This window comes from Halorubrum aidingense JCM 13560 (assembly GCF_000336995.1).
GTDB lineage: Archaea > Halobacteriota > Halobacteria > Halobacteriales > Haloferacaceae > Halorubrum > Halorubrum aidingense.
On sequence record NZ_AOJI01000013.1, the window covers coordinates 1 to 16239 of the forward strand.

A 16239-nucleotide genomic window follows, 5' to 3' on the forward strand; every position below is an offset into this window, starting at 1 on the left:
GGGGAGCCACTCGGCGTCGCTCGCGGCTCGCGCGGCGGCGTCGCGGTAGCCGTCCGGCCACAGCGCCTCCATGGCCGCGACCGCGCCCGCGACGCCCGCGCCGCTCCGAGTCCCGGTCAGCGTCGCCTGCGACCGCGTCTCCAGGTACGGCGTGTCGACCGCGAGCGCGTCCAGCGCCGCGTCGTCGCGCGCAAGCAGGCCGCCGGCCGGCACGGCGGCCTGTCCGAACTTGTGCGGGTCGATCGTCAGCGTGTCTATCGGGGCGTCGTCGAACGACCACGCGCGCTCGGTGAACGGCAGGACGAACCCGCCCCACGCGGCGTCGACGTGCATCAGCGCGCCCGCCTCGTGGGCGATCCGCGTCAGCTCGGGGATCGGGTCCACGCGGCCGTACTCCGTGCTGCCGGCCACGCCGACGACGAGCGCGGTCGCGTCGTCGACCGCGGCGGCGACGGCGTCGGCGCGGGCCCGGTACTCGCCGTCGAGGGGGACGGTTCGAAGCTCCACGTCGAGCAGCTCCGCGGCCTTGTGAAACGAGAAGTGGGCGCTCTCGGGGGCGACGACGTTCACGTCGCTCGCGTCGTGTCGGTTCCGCGCCGATCTGACCGCCTGCACGTTCGCCTCCGTGCCGCCGGAGGTGACGTACCCGGCGGCGTCCGTCGGCGACGGGTGGTCCGCGAGCGTCGCGAGCAGTTCGACCGCGCGCGCCTCCAGCGACGCGATCGTCTCGTAGGTCGCGGGATCGCCCGGATTCGCGGCGAGGAAGCGTTCCGCGGCGTCTCGGGCGGCCGGATGCGGCTCGGTGCACATCGAGGAGAGCACCCGGTCGAACGACTGCGGCTCGGGCTGCTGCATTCGAAGAAGCGTTGCCGCGGAGGCTCTTACCCGTTCCGCTCCGTGGTGTTCGCGGTGCGATATCGGCCGATTGACAGCCGATGTTCGCGCCCTCGCCGATTCAGCGAACCGAGTCGAGGAGGAGCCGCTGTTCGGTCCGTTTCACCTCGTGTTGGACGTCTCGAACGGCGTCGATGTTCGCCGAGATGGACGAGACGCCCGCCTCGACGAGGAAATCGACCATCTCGGGCTTCGAGCCGGCCTGTCCGCAGATGCTGGTGTCGACGCCGAGTTCGCGGCAGGTCTCGATCGTATCGCCGATGAGCCGCAACACCGCCGGGTGAAGCTCGTCGAACCGGTCGGCGACGTGTTCGTTGTTGCGATCGACAGCCAGCGTGTACTGCGTGAGGTCGTTCGTGCCGAACGAGGCGAAGTCGATGCCGGCGGCCGCGAGTTCCTCGATCTGCAGCGCGCTCGCCGGCGTCTCCACCATCACGCCCCAGCGGTGCGTCTCGGGGTCGATCCCGGCTTCGCGCATGTGGACCTTGATCCCCTCCACGTCGGCCGCGTCGTTGACGAGCGGGAACATCACTTCGAGGTTGTCGTAGCCCATCTCGTAGAGCCGGGCGAACGCGGCGAGCTCCTGGCGGAACGGCTCGGGCTTGTCGAGGCTGCGGCGGATCCCCCGCCAGCCGAGCATCGGGTTGTGCTCCTTCGGCTCGCCCTCGCCGCCGTCGAGCTCGCGGAACTCGTCGGTCGGCGCGTCGATCGTTCGGACCCGAACCGGTCGGGGGTAGAACTCGTCGGCGACCCGTCGAACGCCCTCGATGAGCTCGTCTTGGTACGCGCGTGCGCCGTGGTCGGCGATGTACTTCTCCGGCGTCTTCCCGAGCGTGAGCACCATGTGCTCGATCCGGAGCAGGCCGACGCCGTCGGCGCCGGTCGCCGCCGCGCGCTCGGCGGCCTCCGGGATCGAGACGTTCACTTTGACCTCCGTCGCCGTCATCGGCTTCACCGGCGTCTCCGGTCTCGCGGCCTCGACGGGCTCGAACTCCTCGCCGGGCTCGGCGTCCTCGTCGGCGCCCGCGCGGACAGTCCCCTTGTCGCCGTCGAGCGTCACGCCCTGTCCCTCGGGGAGCACCCGCGTCCCGTTCCCGGTACCGACGACCGCCGGAACGCCGAGTTCGCGCGAGATGATCGCCGCGTGGCTCGTCATTCCGCCCTCGTCCGTGACGATCCCCGCGGCGCGTTTCATCGCCGGAACCATGTCCGGCATCGTCATCTCCGTCACCATGATGTCGCCCTCCTGGACCTGATCGAGGTGGTCGAGCTTGTGGACGATCCGGACCGTCCCGGAGACGACGCCGGGGCTGGCGCCGAGGCCGTCGACCAGCACGTCCGCCTCGGTGTCGTCGCCGCCGGCCCCCCCGTTCGCGACGCCCGCCTCGCCGACGGTGGCCCCACCGGTCGACTCGCTGCTTCCGGTCGCGTCGTCGACGTCTCCGGTCTCTTGGATCGTCGTGATCGGCCGCGACTGGAGCATGTAGATGTCGCCGTCGTAGATCGCCCACTCGACGTCTTGTGGCGTCCCGTAGTGCGCTTCGACGCGTTCGCCGAGGCCGACCAGCTCCTCGATCTCGGCGTCGGAGAGCACGCGCGCCGTCCGTCGCTCCTCGTCGACGTCGAGTTGGACGGTCTCGCCCGTCTCCGCGTCTTTGACCATCTCCACTTTCTTGTCCGCGACGGTCACGTCGTCGACCGCCCCGCGCTCTCGGTCGTACACGTAGTTATCGGGGGAGACCGTGCCGGAGACGACGGCCTCGCCGAGACCCCACGCGGCCTCGATCGTGATCTGCGGCTCGCCGGTGGAGGGGTGGCTGGTGAACATCACGCCGGACTTCTCGGCGTCGACCATCCGTTGGACGACGACCGCGATGTCGACGTCGGCGTGGGGGAAACCGCGCTGCTGTCGGTAGTAGATCGCTCGCTGGGTGAACAGCGAGGCCCAACACTCCTTGACGCGCCGGAGGAGGTCCGCCTCGCGGACGTTGAGGAACGTCTCCTGTTGGCCCGCGAACGAGGAGTCGGGGAGGTCCTCCGCGGTCGCCGAGGAGCGGACGGCGACGAACGCCTCCTCGCCGTCGCTCCCCATCGATCGGTAGCGTTCGAGGATCTCCTCGCGGACCTCCTCGGGGAACGGAGTGTCGAGGATGAGCGCTTCGGCCGTCGCTTCGGCCTCGCGGAGCGCGGCGGAGTCCTCGGGATCGACGTCGACGGCCGCGAACAGCTCGTCGTCGATCTCCGCCTCCTCGATGAACGCGCGATACGTGCCTGCGGTCACGGTGAAGCCGGGCGGTACCGGAAGCCCCGCGCCGATGAGCTCACCGAGCGAAGCGGCCTTCCCGCCGACGGTCCCGACATCGTCGGCATCGACATCCTCCAGCCAGAGTACTGCCATTCTGTATCCGGAGGATCCGCGAGCCGACGTATGAAGCTTCCGGCCGAACCGGTGGTGAATAAAAGATTACTCAGAGGCGAGTTATCGAGCGGTGCGTCCGCAGACGGTCCGCTTCGCTGATCGGAATGCAACGCGTCGCCGAAATGAGGGCCGAAAGCGAGGGGGAGAGGAACGAACCGGTCTCTCGGTCCGTACTCGAACGCTGGGGTGCCAGTAGCCTATACTTACTCGCTGCGCGATTCACAGGGTCGGTGCCATGTTACAGGGTCTGTATCAGCTCTCGGTAGAGCCACCGAGCCGATTTCGTTCCCGCCGGAGCAGCGTTTCCCAGAGACGGAACAGCGCGCTGTCGAGACCGTACTGATCGTTCACCCGCCGGACCCACTCGTCGTCGGCGAACAGCAAGCGCTGGAACTGTCGGACCTCGGGGGAGAGCCGGTCGCGGTCGCCGCCGTAGTACGACAGCGACTCCTCGCGAGTCCGTTCGACGAGCGCGTCCGGCACCGCGATCCCGTCTGCGGCCGCGACGTGGACGAACCACTCCACGTGCAACAGCGCGTCGGCGAGCAGGAAGCGGTCGCAGAACCCGGACACGCTCGCCAGTGCCGGCCCGCCGTCGATGGTCACGTCCCGCGGTCGGGAGAACCGCGGCGCCGTCACCGTCACGCCAGCGGCGCTCGCGACGGCCGCCGCAACGCGTCTGAGCCGCCACTCGCCGTACCGCACGGGCGCGATCAGCCCGAGTTCGTACCACGTCGGGAGCCACTCGCAGTACGGCTCGGAGAAGACGCCGTCGGCGAGGAGGGTGGCGCTCACCGAGCGCGCCTCGGCGGGCGAGAGCCGCGCATAATCGTCTCGGAGGCGGTCTACGACCCGCTGTCCGTCGACCGCGTCGGTCCCCTCGAAGCCCATCCCGTCGGCGACGTGGCGCGTGTACGCGCGCCCCGCGGCGTACCAGTCGGCGAAGTCGGCGGGAGTCGTCAGTCGGAGGAGTCGGAGGACGGTGATACCGAGTAATGGCGACCGCGGACCAAAACGGCACCGCTCTGTGGACCGTCGGCTCGTCCGTCTCAGTCGGCTCTCCCTCTCAGCCGTCCCGCCCGTCCGACTCGGCCGCGTCGGCCAGCGCGTCCTCAAAGCCCCACTCTTCCGCCCGGCTCCGCGCCTCGTCCCGCGCCTGCTCGCGGATCGCCGCGATCCGTTCGTCGTCTTCGAGGAACGCGGCGACGGCGTCGGTATCTGATTCGGTTTCGTCGTCGACCCGGTCGTCGGGGGCCGCGGCCCGGGTCCGGTCGGCGAGCGCCTGGTCGTCGGCGAGTTCGGTGGCCGCCGCGCCGGGCGCGACGCGGAGGGCGGTCTCCTCGTGGGCGGTTTCGAGCGCCTCGGCGTCGACCGCGTACAGCTCCGCTCGGTACGGGCCTGGAACTGCCAACTCCGCGAGGGCGTCGGGGCCACCGCTGTCGGTCACCGTGTTGTACGCGAGCACGGGGACGCCGTCGGCGAACGTGAGAACTCCCTTCGCCTCGCCGGACAGCAACAGCGTCTCCTGTGGAACCAGCGTCGCGTACCCGGTCAGTTCTCGGTCGAGCGCCCGCGACAGCGTCGTCCCGACGTCGGAGACGACCCGCGATCGGAGGAGATTCCCGCGAGGGATCCGAAGCTCGGGGGGCTCGCTCGTCCCGTTCATGGCGTGTCGGGCACGACCGCGCTTCGGAAGCGGTCGGCGACCGCGTCGCCGTCGCCGTCGCGGACGTCGAGTCGAGCCGCGGCCCGTCGGTAGCAGGCCGCCGGCGCGCTCTCCGGCGCGTGTGCGAGCAGGGGTTCGCCCGCCCGGCGCGCCGCGCGAACCACCTCGCTGTCCGGGACGCTCGCGAGGGTGGGCCCGCCGAAGTGCCGCTCGGCCTGCTCGGCCACGTCGGCGGCGTCGCTCCGGACCTTGTTGAGCAACACGCCCGCCGTGTTCGTGCCGTACGAGCGGGCGTACTCCTGTACCTTCAGCCCGTCCGAGAGCGCCGGGATCGTCGGCTCGACGACGATCACGACGCGGTCGGCGAGCACGACCGGGAGCACGGCCGACTTCGAGCCGAGCGCCGCCGGCGAGTCCAACAACAGCACGTCCGTATCGCGCGCGAGTTCGGCGACCACGTCGCGGAGGCGGCCCGGTTCGGCCGCCTCGAACCCGGCGAGCGAGGTCCCACAGGGGACGACCGAGAGCCCGAACCGATCGTAGGTCGCCTCCGAGACGTCGGTCGCGGTCCCCTCGACGAGCAGGTCGTGGAGGGTGACCGTCGCGTCGTCGAGTCCGGCGTGGAACAGCAGGTTCGCCATCCCCGTGTCGGCGTCGACGACGGTGACGTCGTGCTCGTCGGCTAGCGCCATCCCGAGCGCGAGCGTGCTCGTCGTCTTCCCCGTGCCGCCCTTCCCGCTGGCGACCGCGAACGCCTCGACCATGCACCGATCTGCCCTATCGCTCGGCTAAAATCTGTTCATCCCGGCGCCGAACGGCGCCCCGCGGTGCCGCACGGTCCCGGGACAGCGTTTTGTTTGACGACACCGTGTGTCAACCATGGCCACAGTTGTCTCACCCGACACGTTCCGCGACATGTTGGACGAGCGGCGGCGAGGCGAGCGGTCGTTCACCGTCGTCGACACCCGCGAGAGAGAGAGCTACGAGGGGTGGCGGATCGCGGACTCGATCCACTACTTCTACAAACCGTCCCACGAGTTCGACGTCGACGACTTCGAGGCGGAGACCGGGCTCGACCCGGACGACGCGATCGTCACAGCCTGCGCGAAGGGGAAGTCCTCGCTCGACTTCGCCGAGCAGTTGGAGGCGGCGGGGTACGACGATGTCGGGGTCGTCGAAAACGGAATGCGCGGCTGGTCCGGTGTCTACGATCGGACCGCCGTCCCGCTCCCCGACGCGGGCGACGATCCGCTCGATATCGTGCAGGTACAGCGGCGCGCGAAGGGGTGTCTCGGCTACCTCGTGATCGGCGGGACCGCGAACGAATCGGGAGACGGCTCCGACCGCGTCGCCCTCGCTGAGTCCGAGGGCTCCGACCGCGTCGCCCTCGCTATCGACGTTTCCCGACACGGAACCGAGTGGCAGGAAGCGGCCACCGCGCACGACGCGTCGATCGGGGCGGTCCTCGACACCCACGTTCACGCGGACCACCTCTCCGGTGGACGGTCGCTCGCCGACGACCTCGGCGTCCCGTACTACCTGCCGGCCGCGGCCGCCGACCGCGACGTGGCCTATGCGTTCGAGTCGCTCGCACGCAACGAGGTCCTCGACGTCGGCGGGGTCGACGTGAAGGCGCTCGCGACGCCGGGCCACACCGACGACGGGGCGAGCTACCTCGTCGGGCGGTCGGCGGTGCTCACGGGCGACACGCTGTTTACCGACAGCGTCGGCCGGACAGAACTGCAGTTCGCCGCGGGACAGGAGAGCGGGTCCAACACGGTCGAGGGGTCCGACGCGGCCGACGCCCCCGACGACGAATCGGCGGGCGCGGAAACCGGTGCCAAGAAGCTGTACGACTCGCTACACGGCACGCTGCTCGCGGAACCGGACGACGTGATCGTCTGTCCCGGGCACTTCGCGGTCGCCAACGACGGCACCACGGGCGACGTGGTCCCCGGTGAACCCGTGACGACGAGGGTTGGGGCGGCACGTCGCGAGATCGGCGTGCTCGGGCTCGACCGCGAGGCCTTCGTCGAGCGCATCACCGAGACGCTCCCCGAGAAGCCCCCGAACTACGCGGACGTTATCGCCGCCAACCGCGGCGTCGAGTCGCCGCCGGACGAGGTGTCGGCGATCGAGTTGGAGCTCGGACCGAACCGGTGTGCCGCCGAGGCCGACGACTGAGACCGGCGGGCGACGACTGAGACCGGCGGGCGACGACTGAGGCGGTGTCGGTGGGCACGTCGCGTCGACCACCGGCGTTCGCTCCGATTTCGGGATGCGTCGCTCGGTCACTCGGTTTTGCCGCACGCATCGCAACCGGGCGCCGGTACTCACCCGCCGTTCGCCCGGTTCGCGATCCGGTTCGCGAGCTCGCGCGCGGCGGCGACGCGATCGTCCGCCTCGCGGTCGCCGGTCCGATCGATCTCGTCGAGCAACGTGCGGATTTCGGCCGCCCGCCGGACGACGGTGGCGTCGTCGACCTCGCCGCCGGCGATCTCCGCGGCCAGGGCCTGCGCCTCGCCGAGCCGCCAGCCGGCCTCGCGCTCTACGGGACGCTCTTCGGTGGCCGCGAGGTGCTCGTGGAGCGCCGCGACCGGGTCGAACTCGCCGCCCGTCGCACTGTCGTCATCGCCGTCGGTCACTCGTCGTGGATGAACACGAGCCGCTTCGTCTCGGTGTTACACAGACACAGATCGATGCCGTCGCGTGTCGCGCCGATCTGCTGCCACCCGTGGTCGCTGACGAACAGCGTCTGGAACACGCCGCGGTCGCAGTCGGGGTTCGGACAGCCGACGCCCGCTGCATTCTTATAAACGGTCGTCCCGCCGCCGGAGCTCTGACGCACCAGGCCGTCGCGCAGCGAGCGGAACTCCTCTGCAGACATCGGTCCGTCCGTGTCTTCGTCTCCCATGCCTTCGAGTTCGCAGTCCACCGTATATAAATCGCCGGTCCGAGCACCCGACGACGCGGTGGCGAACTTCGCGGTGTCCGGCATCTCATCTGTTGTAGCTCCGGCGTCGCGTTTCAGGTGCGGCGTCTCAGGCGTCGCGTTTCACGGCGTCGGCGTACGCGTCCGCGAGCCGGGTCGGCTCGGGAAGCTTGTAGCCGGCACACAGCGCCTCGACGAGGTCGGCCGCAGTCTCCGCCGCGACGCGGTGGCCGGGACTCACGTACAGGGGATTCACGCGGCGGCTGTTCGGGTACTGTCGCGACTGGTAGGCGTGGCCGATGACCGGGGCGGCGGTGTCGGTGTCGACGTCCGCTGTCTCCACCGAGGCGTCCGCGCGGACCGGCGTCCGCCACCCGGCCGGCCGCTCGTTGGTGGAGTCGTCGGGGGCGCCGCACAGCAGGCTTTTCGCGACGCCGACGCTCGGCACGTCCCGGAGGACGCCGACGTGCGTCGCGACGCCGGCCTCCCGGAAGTGGATCCGGCCGGAGCCGTCACAGACGAGCAGGTCGGGCTCGACGTCCAGCGCGTCGAGCGCCGCCAGCATCGGCTCTCCCTCCCGGAACGCGAGCAGGCCCGGGACGTAGGGAATCGAGAGCGGCGTGGTCGCGCTCGCGTACTCGATCACGGCGCCGTCTCGGATCGCGACCGCGGCCGAGACGGCTCGGTCCTCGCCGTCACTGGGCGTCAGGAACGCCTGATCGACGCCGACGACGATCGGGGCGTCGGGGTCGCCGAACTCCGGGCGCGCCGGCGGCAGTCCGTCGGTCAGGTCCGCGGGCTCGTCGATCGCGACCGTCGCGGGGTCGAGGTCGTGGTCGTCGGTGAACGTCGCCGCCGCCGCCAACTCGCGCTGGAGCGACTCCATCTCCGTTCGCGAGAGCGCGGGGTCCGGGAGAAATTCGGGACGGTCGACGGTGACGGGGTCGTCACGAGACGGGTTGCCCGCGGGCGCCATTCAGAACCGCCCGCCGGGACCGCCCGGTCCGCGCGGGCCGCCCGGTCCCCGAGCGCCGCCCATTTGGATTCCGCCCGGGCCGCGGGCGGACCGCGCGAGATTCTCGTTGCGCTTGCCGAACGCGAGCCCGATCGCGAAGCCGATCAGGTGCGCGAGGTGCGCGATGCCGCCGACGCCGCCCGTGCCGGTCTGGATCACGAGGACCGCGGAGACGAGCGCGATCCCCCACGTCAGGTACTTGATCTTCATCGGGATGACGAAAAAGAGGAGGACCTGCATGTTCGGCCGCCACACGGTGAGGACGCCTAAGATCGCGAAGCCGGCGCCGCTGGCGCCTAGCACCCCGGTCGTGGGGGCGCCGGTCGCGATCGCGAACAGGACGTGCCCGAGGCCGGCGAGGATCCCCGACGCGAAGAAGAACCCGACGAACCGCTTCGAGCCGACGGCGCGCTCGACGAGCGGGCCGAAAAACAGGATGACGATGCTGTTGCCGATGATGTGGAACAGACTGACTCGAGAGTGCGACAGCACCGAGGTGACCCAGGTCCAGACGCGGCCGAGCGCGTCCGACCGGAGGACGAAGATCTGACTGTGGACGGCGTCGCCGAAGAGGAGTGTGACCGCCCACTGCGCGAGGAACGTGACCCACATCGCCGCGAGCAGCACGTACGTCGCGTTCCCGCGGAAGTAGCTCACGAGACCGCCGGTGCTCGTCTCCCGTTGCACCCGCTGTTTGACGCGCCCCGCGACGCCGGCGTCGGTCGCGGAGGCGCCGGCGTTCGCGCCGCCGTCGAAACTGCTGTCGAAGACGCCGCCGGGGTCGTTCCACTCGGTGAGGCCCGGACAGTCGTGGTTCTCGGGCAGGCGGTGAGTGGCACAGAACGTCTTGCCGCACCGGTTGCACTGGTACGGGAGGTTCTCGTACTCCCCACACACGTCACACGTCGCCATTACGCCCCCTTACGGCGGCGTTCCTAAAGCGGTTTGGCTCTTTAGCTGGTTTATGGTGAAGCGGTCGGCGGCCTCCATCATGGCTTATGAACGGTGTGTGATGGCACAGTGGCGAACGCCTCCAAAGCTCCAGCCGCTCGGCGATACGCGTCCGACATCGTCACCGCGAACCACACCGAATCCCCAGCCGTGAGGCGGCCCCTTTGAGTCCCACCCGACCGCAACCGCACAGCGCCTCACGCCTCCCCAGCCTCGTCAGTCGCCTCCGCTTCGCTCCAGCGACTGACTCCCTCGCGCGTGCTGCTCGGCCCCAGGGCGGCCTCGCAGGCACGCGCCACCGCACCGTATTCATTTATAAGCAGTCGACGTACCCTCGAGTCAATCGGTTATAAATGATCACGCGTCCGCGTCGCCGTCGCGCAGCCCGTCGACGAGTCGCCGGAGCGTCGCGAGCGGGTACTGGCCGGGCGCGGTCGCGTTTGCGGGGTCGACCGGCGCGTATCCGATTTTCGAGCCGTACACGGGCGTCACGGCGCGGGTGTGCCGCCCCGGCTCGCCCATGCACATCGTCGCGACGCGGTGGCCGGCCGCGGTCGCCTCGTGGGTCGCCCGGATCATCGCCAGCGCGTCGGCGGGGGCGGTCGCCGTGGTCGCCAGCTTTCCCACGTCGCCCTCGCTCGCCGCGTCGCCGAGCAGGTCCACGAGCGCGCCGGACTCCGGCGTCGATTCGAAGTCGTGGACGGAGACGACCACGTCGACGCCCGCCTCGCGGGCCGTGTCGCGGAGGGCGGTCGCGTGCGACCGCTCGCCCTCGGGTGCGTTCCCGCGCAGCGCGGCAAGCTCGATGTCGACGGCGGCGACCGCCTCGTGGCCGAGCGCGGTCGAGAGCGCGTCGAACCGACCGAGGTCCGCCGCCTCGCCGCCCTCCCACGACGCCCGGTTCGTGACGAGCAGCGGGAGGTCGCCGCCGTAGTCGTCGAGCTGTGCGAGCGGGTCGACCGCGAGGTCCATCCGGAACTCGACGGCGTCGGCGTCCGCGCGAGCTCGGGGCTCCTCGCCGAGGTCGGCCGTGCTCGCGGTCAGGACGAACTCCTCGAACATACGCGGGCGTTCCGCGGCCGGGGACTTAGCTGTGTGCGTCGAGCGATTACAGAACGAACCAGCAGAAAAACGGAGACGAAGCCGGGACGAACCCGGAACGGAATCGGAACGTAACTGGGACGAACCCGGGATTACGCGACGAGGCCGTCTTCGGCTTCGAGCAGCTCGTGGTACCGGTTGCGGATCGTGACTTCGCTGATGTCGGCGACCTCCGAGACGGCGGCCTGCGTCGTCTTCTCGTTCGTGAGCAGGGCGGCGGCGTAGACGGCGGCGGCCGCGAGGCCGACCGGCGACTTGCCCGAGTGGACGCCCTTCTCCTTGGCGTTGCGCAGGAGGCTCTTCGCGCGCATCTCCGACTCCTCGGAGAGTTCGAGGTCGGAGGCGAACCGGGGGACGTACTGCTCGGGATCGGCCGGCTTCACTTCGAGCTTGAGCTCGCGGACGACGTAGCGGTACGTGCGGGCGATCTCGGCCTTCTCGACGCGGGAGACGTCGGCGATCTCGTCGAGGCTCCGCGGGACGCCGGCCATTCGGGCGGCGGCGTACACACAGGAGGTGGAGACGCCCTCGATGGAGCGGCCGGGGAGGAGGTCCTCGTCGAGCGCGCGGCGGTAGATCACGGAGGCGGTCTCGCGGACGTTGTCCGGGAGCCCCTGTGCCGACGCCATCCGGTCGATCTCGCCGAGCGCCTGCTTGAGGTTGCGCTCTTTCGAGTCGCGGGTGCGGAACCGCTCGTTCCACTTGCGGAGCCGCTGCATCTTCTGGCGCTGGCGGGCGCCGAGCGAGCGCCCGTACGCGTCCTTGTCGCGCCAGTCGATGTTCGTCGAGAGCCCCTTGTCGTGCATCGTGTTGGTCGTCGGGGCGCCGACGCGGGACTTCTCGTCTTTCTCGCGGGAGTCGAACGCGCGCCACTCCGGCCCGCGGTCGACCGAGTCCGCCTCGACGACGAGTCCGCAGTCGGCGCAGACGCTCTCGCCGTGCTCCTCGTCGTTGATGACGTTGCCGCCACACTCCGGACAGCTCAGCGTCTCGTCGGTGCGTTCCGATTCGTCTTCCGTCTCCGTTCGGGAGCGACTCCCGCGTGTATGTAGTCGTTCACTCATGGCTATCTGTCTCCCGGTAACTGAAGGCCGCCCGAGAGCGATCTTGTCCGATAGATGGCGGAGCGTGACTTAAAACGACCGGAACGTGCCGCTCGAAACCCGACAAACGACACGATCTATCACGTGTTTTCGACGACTTCGGCCGAGCGCCCCAACGGGTCGGTTCGTCGGTCGAACGGACCGAAACGTTTGGGCTCGTCGCGCTCCGACTCCGTTTCGATGTCCACGCCTCGCGTCGTCTCGCTCGCGCCGAGCGCCACCGCGACGATCGCCGCTCTCGGCGGCGACGACACGCTCGTCGGTATCACCCACCACTGCGATCCGTCCCCGGACGCCGGCTCGGCACACGGGGCGGACTCGCAGCCACCGGTCGCCGTCGGCGGCTGGCTCACCCCCTCGCTGGACCGCGTCGCCGACCTCGACCCCGACGTCGTCCTCACGAGCGACGGCCTCCAGAGCGACCTCGCGGACGACTGTCGCGAGCGCGGATTCGACGTTCGGCACCGCGAGCCCGCCACTCTCGACGAGGCGATCGCGACGTTCGCCGCCCGCGGCGAGGACGTGGGGCGCCCCGAGGCCGGCCGCCGTCTCGCCGACGAGGCCCGCCGTCGGCTCGATCGCGTCGCCGACGCGGTCGCGGACCGCCCCCGCCCGACCGTCTACTGCGAGGAGTGGTCCGACCCGCCGATGGCCGCCGGCAACTGGGTCCCCGACGCCGTCCGCGCCGCCGGCGGTCGCTACCCGTTCGTCGCTCCCGGCGAGCGCTCTCGCGAGGTCGCCGTCGACGCGGTCGAGACCGAAGACCCGGATCACGTCGTCGTCCACGTCTGCGGGCACGGCGACCGTATCGATCCGGCGACCGTCGAGGACCGCGACTGGACCGTCGACGCGCCGGTTCACGTGATCGACGACTCGCTCCTCAACCAGCCCAGCCCCGCGCTCATCGACGGTGTCGAGCGATTGGCGCAGCTGTTCCATCCCGACGCCTATTCGTAGCCCGTCGACCAACCGTCGGTATGCGAATCGGCGTCGGCAGCGGGAACCCGGTGAAGCGACGGGCGGTCGAACAGGCGGTCGGGTCGGCGGCGCGAGACGACTCCGAGGACCGGTCTGCCTCCGGAGACCGTTCCGCCGCCGACTTCCCGGGCGCTCCCGCGGCGATCGACATCGAATCGGTCCCCGTGCCCTCGGGCGTAAGCGAACAGCCGATCGGCCACGCCGAGACGATCGCGGGCGCCGAAAACCGGGCCGCGGCCGTCCTCGAATCCGACGCCGGAGCCTACGACCTCGCGGTCGGGATCGAGGGCGGCGTCGCCCGATTCGACGGGAGCGAAGGCTGCTTCCTCGTGATGTGGGCGGCGGTCTCCGACGGCGCCCGGACCGGTCGCGGCGCCGGGCCGAGCCTCGAACTCCCGGACGACGTTGCCGCCCGGATCGACGACGGCGAAGAGCTCGGCCCCGTGATGGACGACGTGCTCGACACGACCGGAATCGCGCGACGCGGCGGAGCCGCCGGGGCCCTCACGAACGGTCGCGTCGACCGCGCGGACGCGCTCGCGGCGGCGGTCGCCGGGGCGTTCGGGCCCTTCGTCTCCGAACTGTACTGATCGGCCTGGCGATGGACGTCGCCTCGGCTAGCCCGTTCGCGTATCGTACCGAAACCGCCTCCGTGGCGGTCCCCCTCGTCGCCGTCGGGGCGGCTAATCGCAAGACTGCGGGGTGTTAACCCGCTTTACCAACCCCCTTATGCTGCGCCGTCTCCTGTGTCCTGTCATGAGCACGGCACAACCGGACGCGGTCGCCCTCGACCGAGGCGACGCCGCCGGTCTCTCCGCCAAACAGTCTCGGATCCTGCGATACCTCCGTGAGAACGCCGGCGAGCGAACGTATTTCAAATCCCGGCTGATCGCCGACGACCTCGACCTCTCCGCGAAGGAAGTCGGCGCGAACATGGCCGCGGTCGCCGAGGCCGCCACCGACATCGACGTGGAAAAGTGGGGTTACTCCTCGGGAACGACCTGGATGGTCACGGCGTGAGCATCGTCGTCGGCTCCGATCCGATCGTCCGCTACGGGTCGTAGCGCACGAGCGACGCCGCGTCGTCGGCGAATTCGACGGCGGCCGCGTCGAACGAGTCCGCGTACCGAACGACGAGCGTGAGCAACCGTTCCGGCTCCGTCAGCGCGTAGCCGTCCGTCCGGTCCAGCAACCCCGCGTCGTCGAGGTCGGCGGCGGCGGCGCTTATCGTCGGCCGCGAGACGCCGAGCTCGGCCGCGAGGTCCGCCCCGGTCGCGTCGGGATCGCGGAGCAGTGCGAGGACCATACCGCGAGGCGTGTCGCGGCGGAGGTACCCGAGCGCGCGCTTGTCGAGGGCGTCGAACCGATCGGCGGGGAAGTACCGCCGGTAGTCGGCGTCCTTCGCGGACTCTATCTCGCCGTCTTCCTCCAACTTGCGGAGGTGGTACTGCGCCTCGCCCGTGCCGAGCCGGAGGTCGTCGCGGAGCTTCGAGAAGTGCGCACCGGGGGTCGTCGGGACGTACCCGCGGATCGCCTCGCGGGTCTCGTTGGCGTCGTCGCCGGCGTCGGCGCTCGCGGATCCGACGAACGGGGCGGCGGCCCCGATGGCGGCGAACCGTCGGAGCGTCTCGCGTTTCTGTCCGTCGAATCCGTCAGTCACGACGCGTAGTAGTTCGTGCCTCGGCAAAAACACTTCGTTCGGGGCGGTACCGACGCTTTTCGACCGTGAGCGCGATCCTACCGCTCAGGTCTCCCGCTCCGTCTCGCCGTCGACCGTCTCCTCGTCCATCTCTTCGATGACCTCGTTCGCGGACTTGATGTCCGCGCCGGCGCCGCCCGCCTTGACCGCCTCGGCCTCCTTTTCGAGCTCTTCGACGTCCATCTCGGCGGCCTCGTCGATCTGACCGAGGATCTCGTCGATGTCGTCGAGCCCGAGCATCTTCCGGGTGTCGTCGTCGAAGTCCTGTCCCTCTAACCCGTCCATCTGCTGGACGTCGGAGCCGGAGAGCGCCTTGCCGTAGCGGCCGACGAGGCTGGTGAGCTCCTGCGGGAGGACGANGGAGCCGGAGAGCGCCTTGCCGTAGCGGCCGACGAGGCTGGTGAGCTCCTGCGGGAGGACGAACGTGGTGGACTCGCCTTTGCCGATCTCTTCGAGCGTTTCCATGCCGCGTTCGATGATGGCGCGTTCGCCCATCGACTCGGCGGAGCGCGCGCGGAGGACGGTGGAAATCGCGTCACCCTGCGCTTCGAGGATCTGGCTCTGCTTTTCACCCTGCGCGCGGATGATGTTCGACTGTTTGTCACCCTCGGCCTGCTCGACCGCGGAGCGGCGTTCCCCCTGCGCTTCGAGGATCATCGCGCGGCGGCGGCGCTCNATGTTCGACTGTTTGTCACCCTCGGCCTGCTCGACCGCGGAGCGGCGTTCCCCCTGCGCTTCGAGGATCATCGCGCGGCGGCGGCGCTCTGCGGAGGTCTGTTGCTCCATCGCCTGCTGGACGTCTTTCGAGGGGTTGACCTCGCGGACTTCGACCGATTCGACGCGGATCCCCCACTCGTCGGTCGGCTCGTCGAGTTCCCGGCGGATCTTCGCGTTGATCTCCTGCCGCTTGTTCAGCGTGTCGTCGAGTTCCATGTCGCCGAGGACGGCTCGGAGGGTCGTCTGCGCGAGGTTCGAGACGGCCTTCTTGTAGTCGTCGACTTCGAGGAAGGCCTTCTTCGCGTCCATCACCTTGATGTAGACGACGGCGTCGGCGGTCACCGGCGAGTTGTCCNTTCTTGTAGTCGTCGACTTCGAGGAAGGCCTTCTTCGCGTCCATCACCTTGATGTAGACGACGGCGTCGGCGGTCACCGGCGAGTTGTCCCGCGTGATCGCCTCTTGACGGGGAACGTCGAGGGTCTGAGTCCGCATGTCGAACGGGTACGTGCGGGAGACGAACGGCGGGATGAGATTGATACCGGGTTCGAGCAGTTTCCGGTACTCGCCGAACACCGTCAACGCCTCTTTCTCGTACGCGTCGACGATCTCGAACGACTGCCAGAGGGTGATAACGACCAACAGCAGAAAGAGCAGTCCGACGCCGACGAGACCGAAACCGAACTGGAGGGGAAGCGGGTCCATAGTCGGAATTGGGGCATCGGCTGCTTAATACTTCTCCCGCCGTGAGGGAGACTCGGCGTTA

At 69.7% G+C, this 16239-nt stretch carries 16 protein-coding genes and 1 pseudogene; 4 read left to right on the plus strand and 13 right to left on the minus strand.

The annotated features are described in order from the left end of the window. The 5 genes from mfnA to C461_RS02020 form a co-directional block, all read right to left on the minus strand. A partial coding sequence (gene mfnA / locus C461_RS02000; RefSeq protein ID WP_007998188.1) for a tyrosine decarboxylase MfnA occupies positions 1-855 on the minus strand: 855 nt, incomplete at its 3' end. 100 nt (positions 856-955) lie between these two features. After that, positions 956-3292: a phosphoenolpyruvate synthase gene (gene ppsA, locus C461_RS02005; RefSeq protein ID WP_007998189.1), complete on the minus strand. Its 2337-nt coding sequence runs from the start codon at positions 3290-3292 to the stop codon at positions 956-958. Positions 3293-3565: 273 nt separating this feature from the next. Further along, positions 3566-4204, minus strand: a complete 639-nt coding sequence (locus C461_RS02010; RefSeq protein WP_007998190.1) for a hypothetical protein — start codon at positions 4202-4204, stop codon at positions 3566-3568. Between the two features lie 175 nt (positions 4205-4379). Beyond that, a complete protein-coding gene (locus C461_RS02015) occupies positions 4380-4979 on the minus strand; it encodes a hypothetical protein (protein ID WP_007998191.1) in 600 nt (199 codons plus the stop codon). Further along, the gene (locus C461_RS02020) at positions 4976-5743 is read right to left on the minus strand and encodes a nucleotide-binding protein (RefSeq protein WP_007998192.1); all 768 of its coding nucleotides are present in this window, start codon (positions 5741-5743) and stop codon (positions 4976-4978) included. Before C461_RS02020 ends, C461_RS02015 begins: the two co-directional genes overlap by 4 nt. Positions 5744-5858: 115 nt before the next feature. Between C461_RS02020 and C461_RS02025 the strand changes: the two genes are divergently transcribed. Then, positions 5859-7163 (plus strand): MBL fold metallo-hydrolase, encoded by a 1305-nt coding sequence (locus C461_RS02025; protein WP_007998193.1) that lies wholly within the window; start codon positions 5859-5861, stop codon positions 7161-7163. A gap of 149 nt (positions 7164-7312) precedes the next feature. Here C461_RS02025 and C461_RS02030 read toward each other — a convergent pair whose 3' ends face one another. The 6 genes from C461_RS02030 to C461_RS02055 all read right to left on the minus strand — a co-directional run bounded on the left by C461_RS02030 (position 7313) and on the right by C461_RS02055 (position 12042). Continuing rightward, entirely contained in the window at positions 7313-7624 is a 312-nt protein-coding gene (locus tag C461_RS02030; RefSeq protein WP_007998194.1) for a hypothetical protein, read from the minus strand. Continuing rightward, positions 7621-7893 carry a DUF7385 family protein gene (locus C461_RS02035; RefSeq protein WP_049906210.1) on the minus strand — a complete coding sequence of 91 codons (273 nt, stop codon included), beginning with the start codon at positions 7891-7893 and terminating at the stop codon, positions 7621-7623. The genes C461_RS02030 and C461_RS02035 overlap by 4 nt, the downstream gene beginning before the upstream one ends. Before the next feature lie 127 nt (positions 7894-8020). Continuing rightward, on the minus strand, positions 8021-8887 hold the full coding sequence (locus C461_RS02040; RefSeq protein ID WP_007998198.1) for an endonuclease V: 867 nt from the start codon (positions 8885-8887) through the stop codon (positions 8021-8023). Continuing rightward, positions 8888-9838: a rhomboid family intramembrane serine protease gene (locus C461_RS02045; RefSeq protein WP_007998201.1), complete on the minus strand. Its 951-nt coding sequence runs from the start codon at positions 9836-9838 to the stop codon at positions 8888-8890. Positions 9839-10234: 396 nt separating this feature from the next. Next, positions 10235-10939 (minus strand): type I 3-dehydroquinate dehydratase, encoded by a 705-nt coding sequence (locus C461_RS02050; RefSeq protein ID WP_007998202.1) that lies wholly within the window; start codon positions 10937-10939, stop codon positions 10235-10237. A 131-nt stretch (positions 10940-11070) separates the two neighbouring features. After that, complete coding sequence (locus C461_RS02055) at positions 11071-12042, minus strand: transcription initiation factor IIB (protein ID WP_007998204.1); 972 nt, start codon at positions 12040-12042, stop codon at positions 11071-11073. 219 nt (positions 12043-12261) lie between these two features. Here C461_RS02055 and C461_RS02060 point away from each other — a divergent pair, with 219 nt between their 5' ends. From C461_RS02060 to C461_RS02070, 3 genes are all read left to right on the plus strand, one after another. After that, entirely contained in the window at positions 12262-13038 is a 777-nt protein-coding gene (locus C461_RS02060) for a cobalamin-binding protein (RefSeq protein ID WP_049906211.1), read from the plus strand. 20 nt (positions 13039-13058) lie between these two features. After that, positions 13059-13649: a DUF84 family protein gene (locus C461_RS02065; RefSeq protein WP_007998208.1), complete on the plus strand. Its 591-nt coding sequence runs from the start codon at positions 13059-13061 to the stop codon at positions 13647-13649. Positions 13650-13815: 166 nt separating this feature from the next. Beyond that, positions 13816-14079, plus strand: coding sequence for a DUF7123 family protein (locus C461_RS02070; RefSeq protein ID WP_007998210.1), 264 nt, complete (start codon positions 13816-13818; stop codon positions 14077-14079). 31 nt (positions 14080-14110) lie between these two features. Here the strand turns inward: C461_RS02070 and C461_RS02075 are convergent, their stop codons facing one another. Then, on the minus strand, positions 14111-14719 hold the full coding sequence (locus C461_RS02075) for a winged helix-turn-helix transcriptional regulator (protein WP_007998212.1): 609 nt from the start codon (positions 14717-14719) through the stop codon (positions 14111-14113). Positions 14720-14803: 84 nt separating this feature from the next. Continuing rightward, a pseudogene (locus C461_RS02080) lies at positions 14804-16178 on the minus strand (SPFH domain-containing protein). Between the last annotated feature and the right edge of the window lie 61 nt (positions 16179-16239).

Coding starts and splice junctions, on each gene's coding strand:
- ppsA (WP_007998189.1), bottom strand. CDS start 3,292: ATGGCAGTACTCTGGCTGGAGGATGTCGATGCCGACGATGTCGGGACC.
- C461_RS02010 (WP_007998190.1), bottom strand. CDS start 4,204: ATGGGCTTCGAGGGGACCGACGCGGTCGACGGACAGCGGGTCGTAGAC.
- C461_RS02015 (WP_007998191.1), bottom strand. CDS start 4,979: ATGAACGGGACGAGCGAGCCCCCCGAGCTTCGGATCCCTCGCGGGAAT.
- C461_RS02020 (WP_007998192.1), bottom strand. CDS start 5,743: ATGGTCGAGGCGTTCGCGGTCGCCAGCGGGAAGGGCGGCACGGGGAAG.
- C461_RS02025 (WP_007998193.1), top strand. CDS start 5,859: ATGGCCACAGTTGTCTCACCCGACACGTTCCGCGACATGTTGGACGAG.
- C461_RS02035 (WP_049906210.1), bottom strand. CDS start 7,893: ATGGGAGACGAAGACACGGACGGACCGATGTCTGCAGAGGAGTTCCGC.
- C461_RS02040 (WP_007998198.1), bottom strand. CDS start 8,887: ATGGCGCCCGCGGGCAACCCGTCTCGTGACGACCCCGTCACCGTCGAC.
- C461_RS02045 (WP_007998201.1), bottom strand. CDS start 9,838: ATGGCGACGTGTGACGTGTGTGGGGAGTACGAGAACCTCCCGTACCAG.
- C461_RS02050 (WP_007998202.1), bottom strand. CDS start 10,939: ATGTTCGAGGAGTTCGTCCTGACCGCGAGCACGGCCGACCTCGGCGAG.
- C461_RS02055 (WP_007998204.1), bottom strand. CDS start 12,042: ATGAGTGAACGACTACATACACGCGGGAGTCGCTCCCGAACGGAGACG.
- C461_RS02060 (WP_049906211.1), top strand. CDS start 12,262: ATGTCCACGCCTCGCGTCGTCTCGCTCGCGCCGAGCGCCACCGCGACG.
- C461_RS02065 (WP_007998208.1), top strand. CDS start 13,059: ATGCGAATCGGCGTCGGCAGCGGGAACCCGGTGAAGCGACGGGCGGTC.
- C461_RS02070 (WP_007998210.1), top strand. CDS start 13,816: ATGAGCACGGCACAACCGGACGCGGTCGCCCTCGACCGAGGCGACGCC.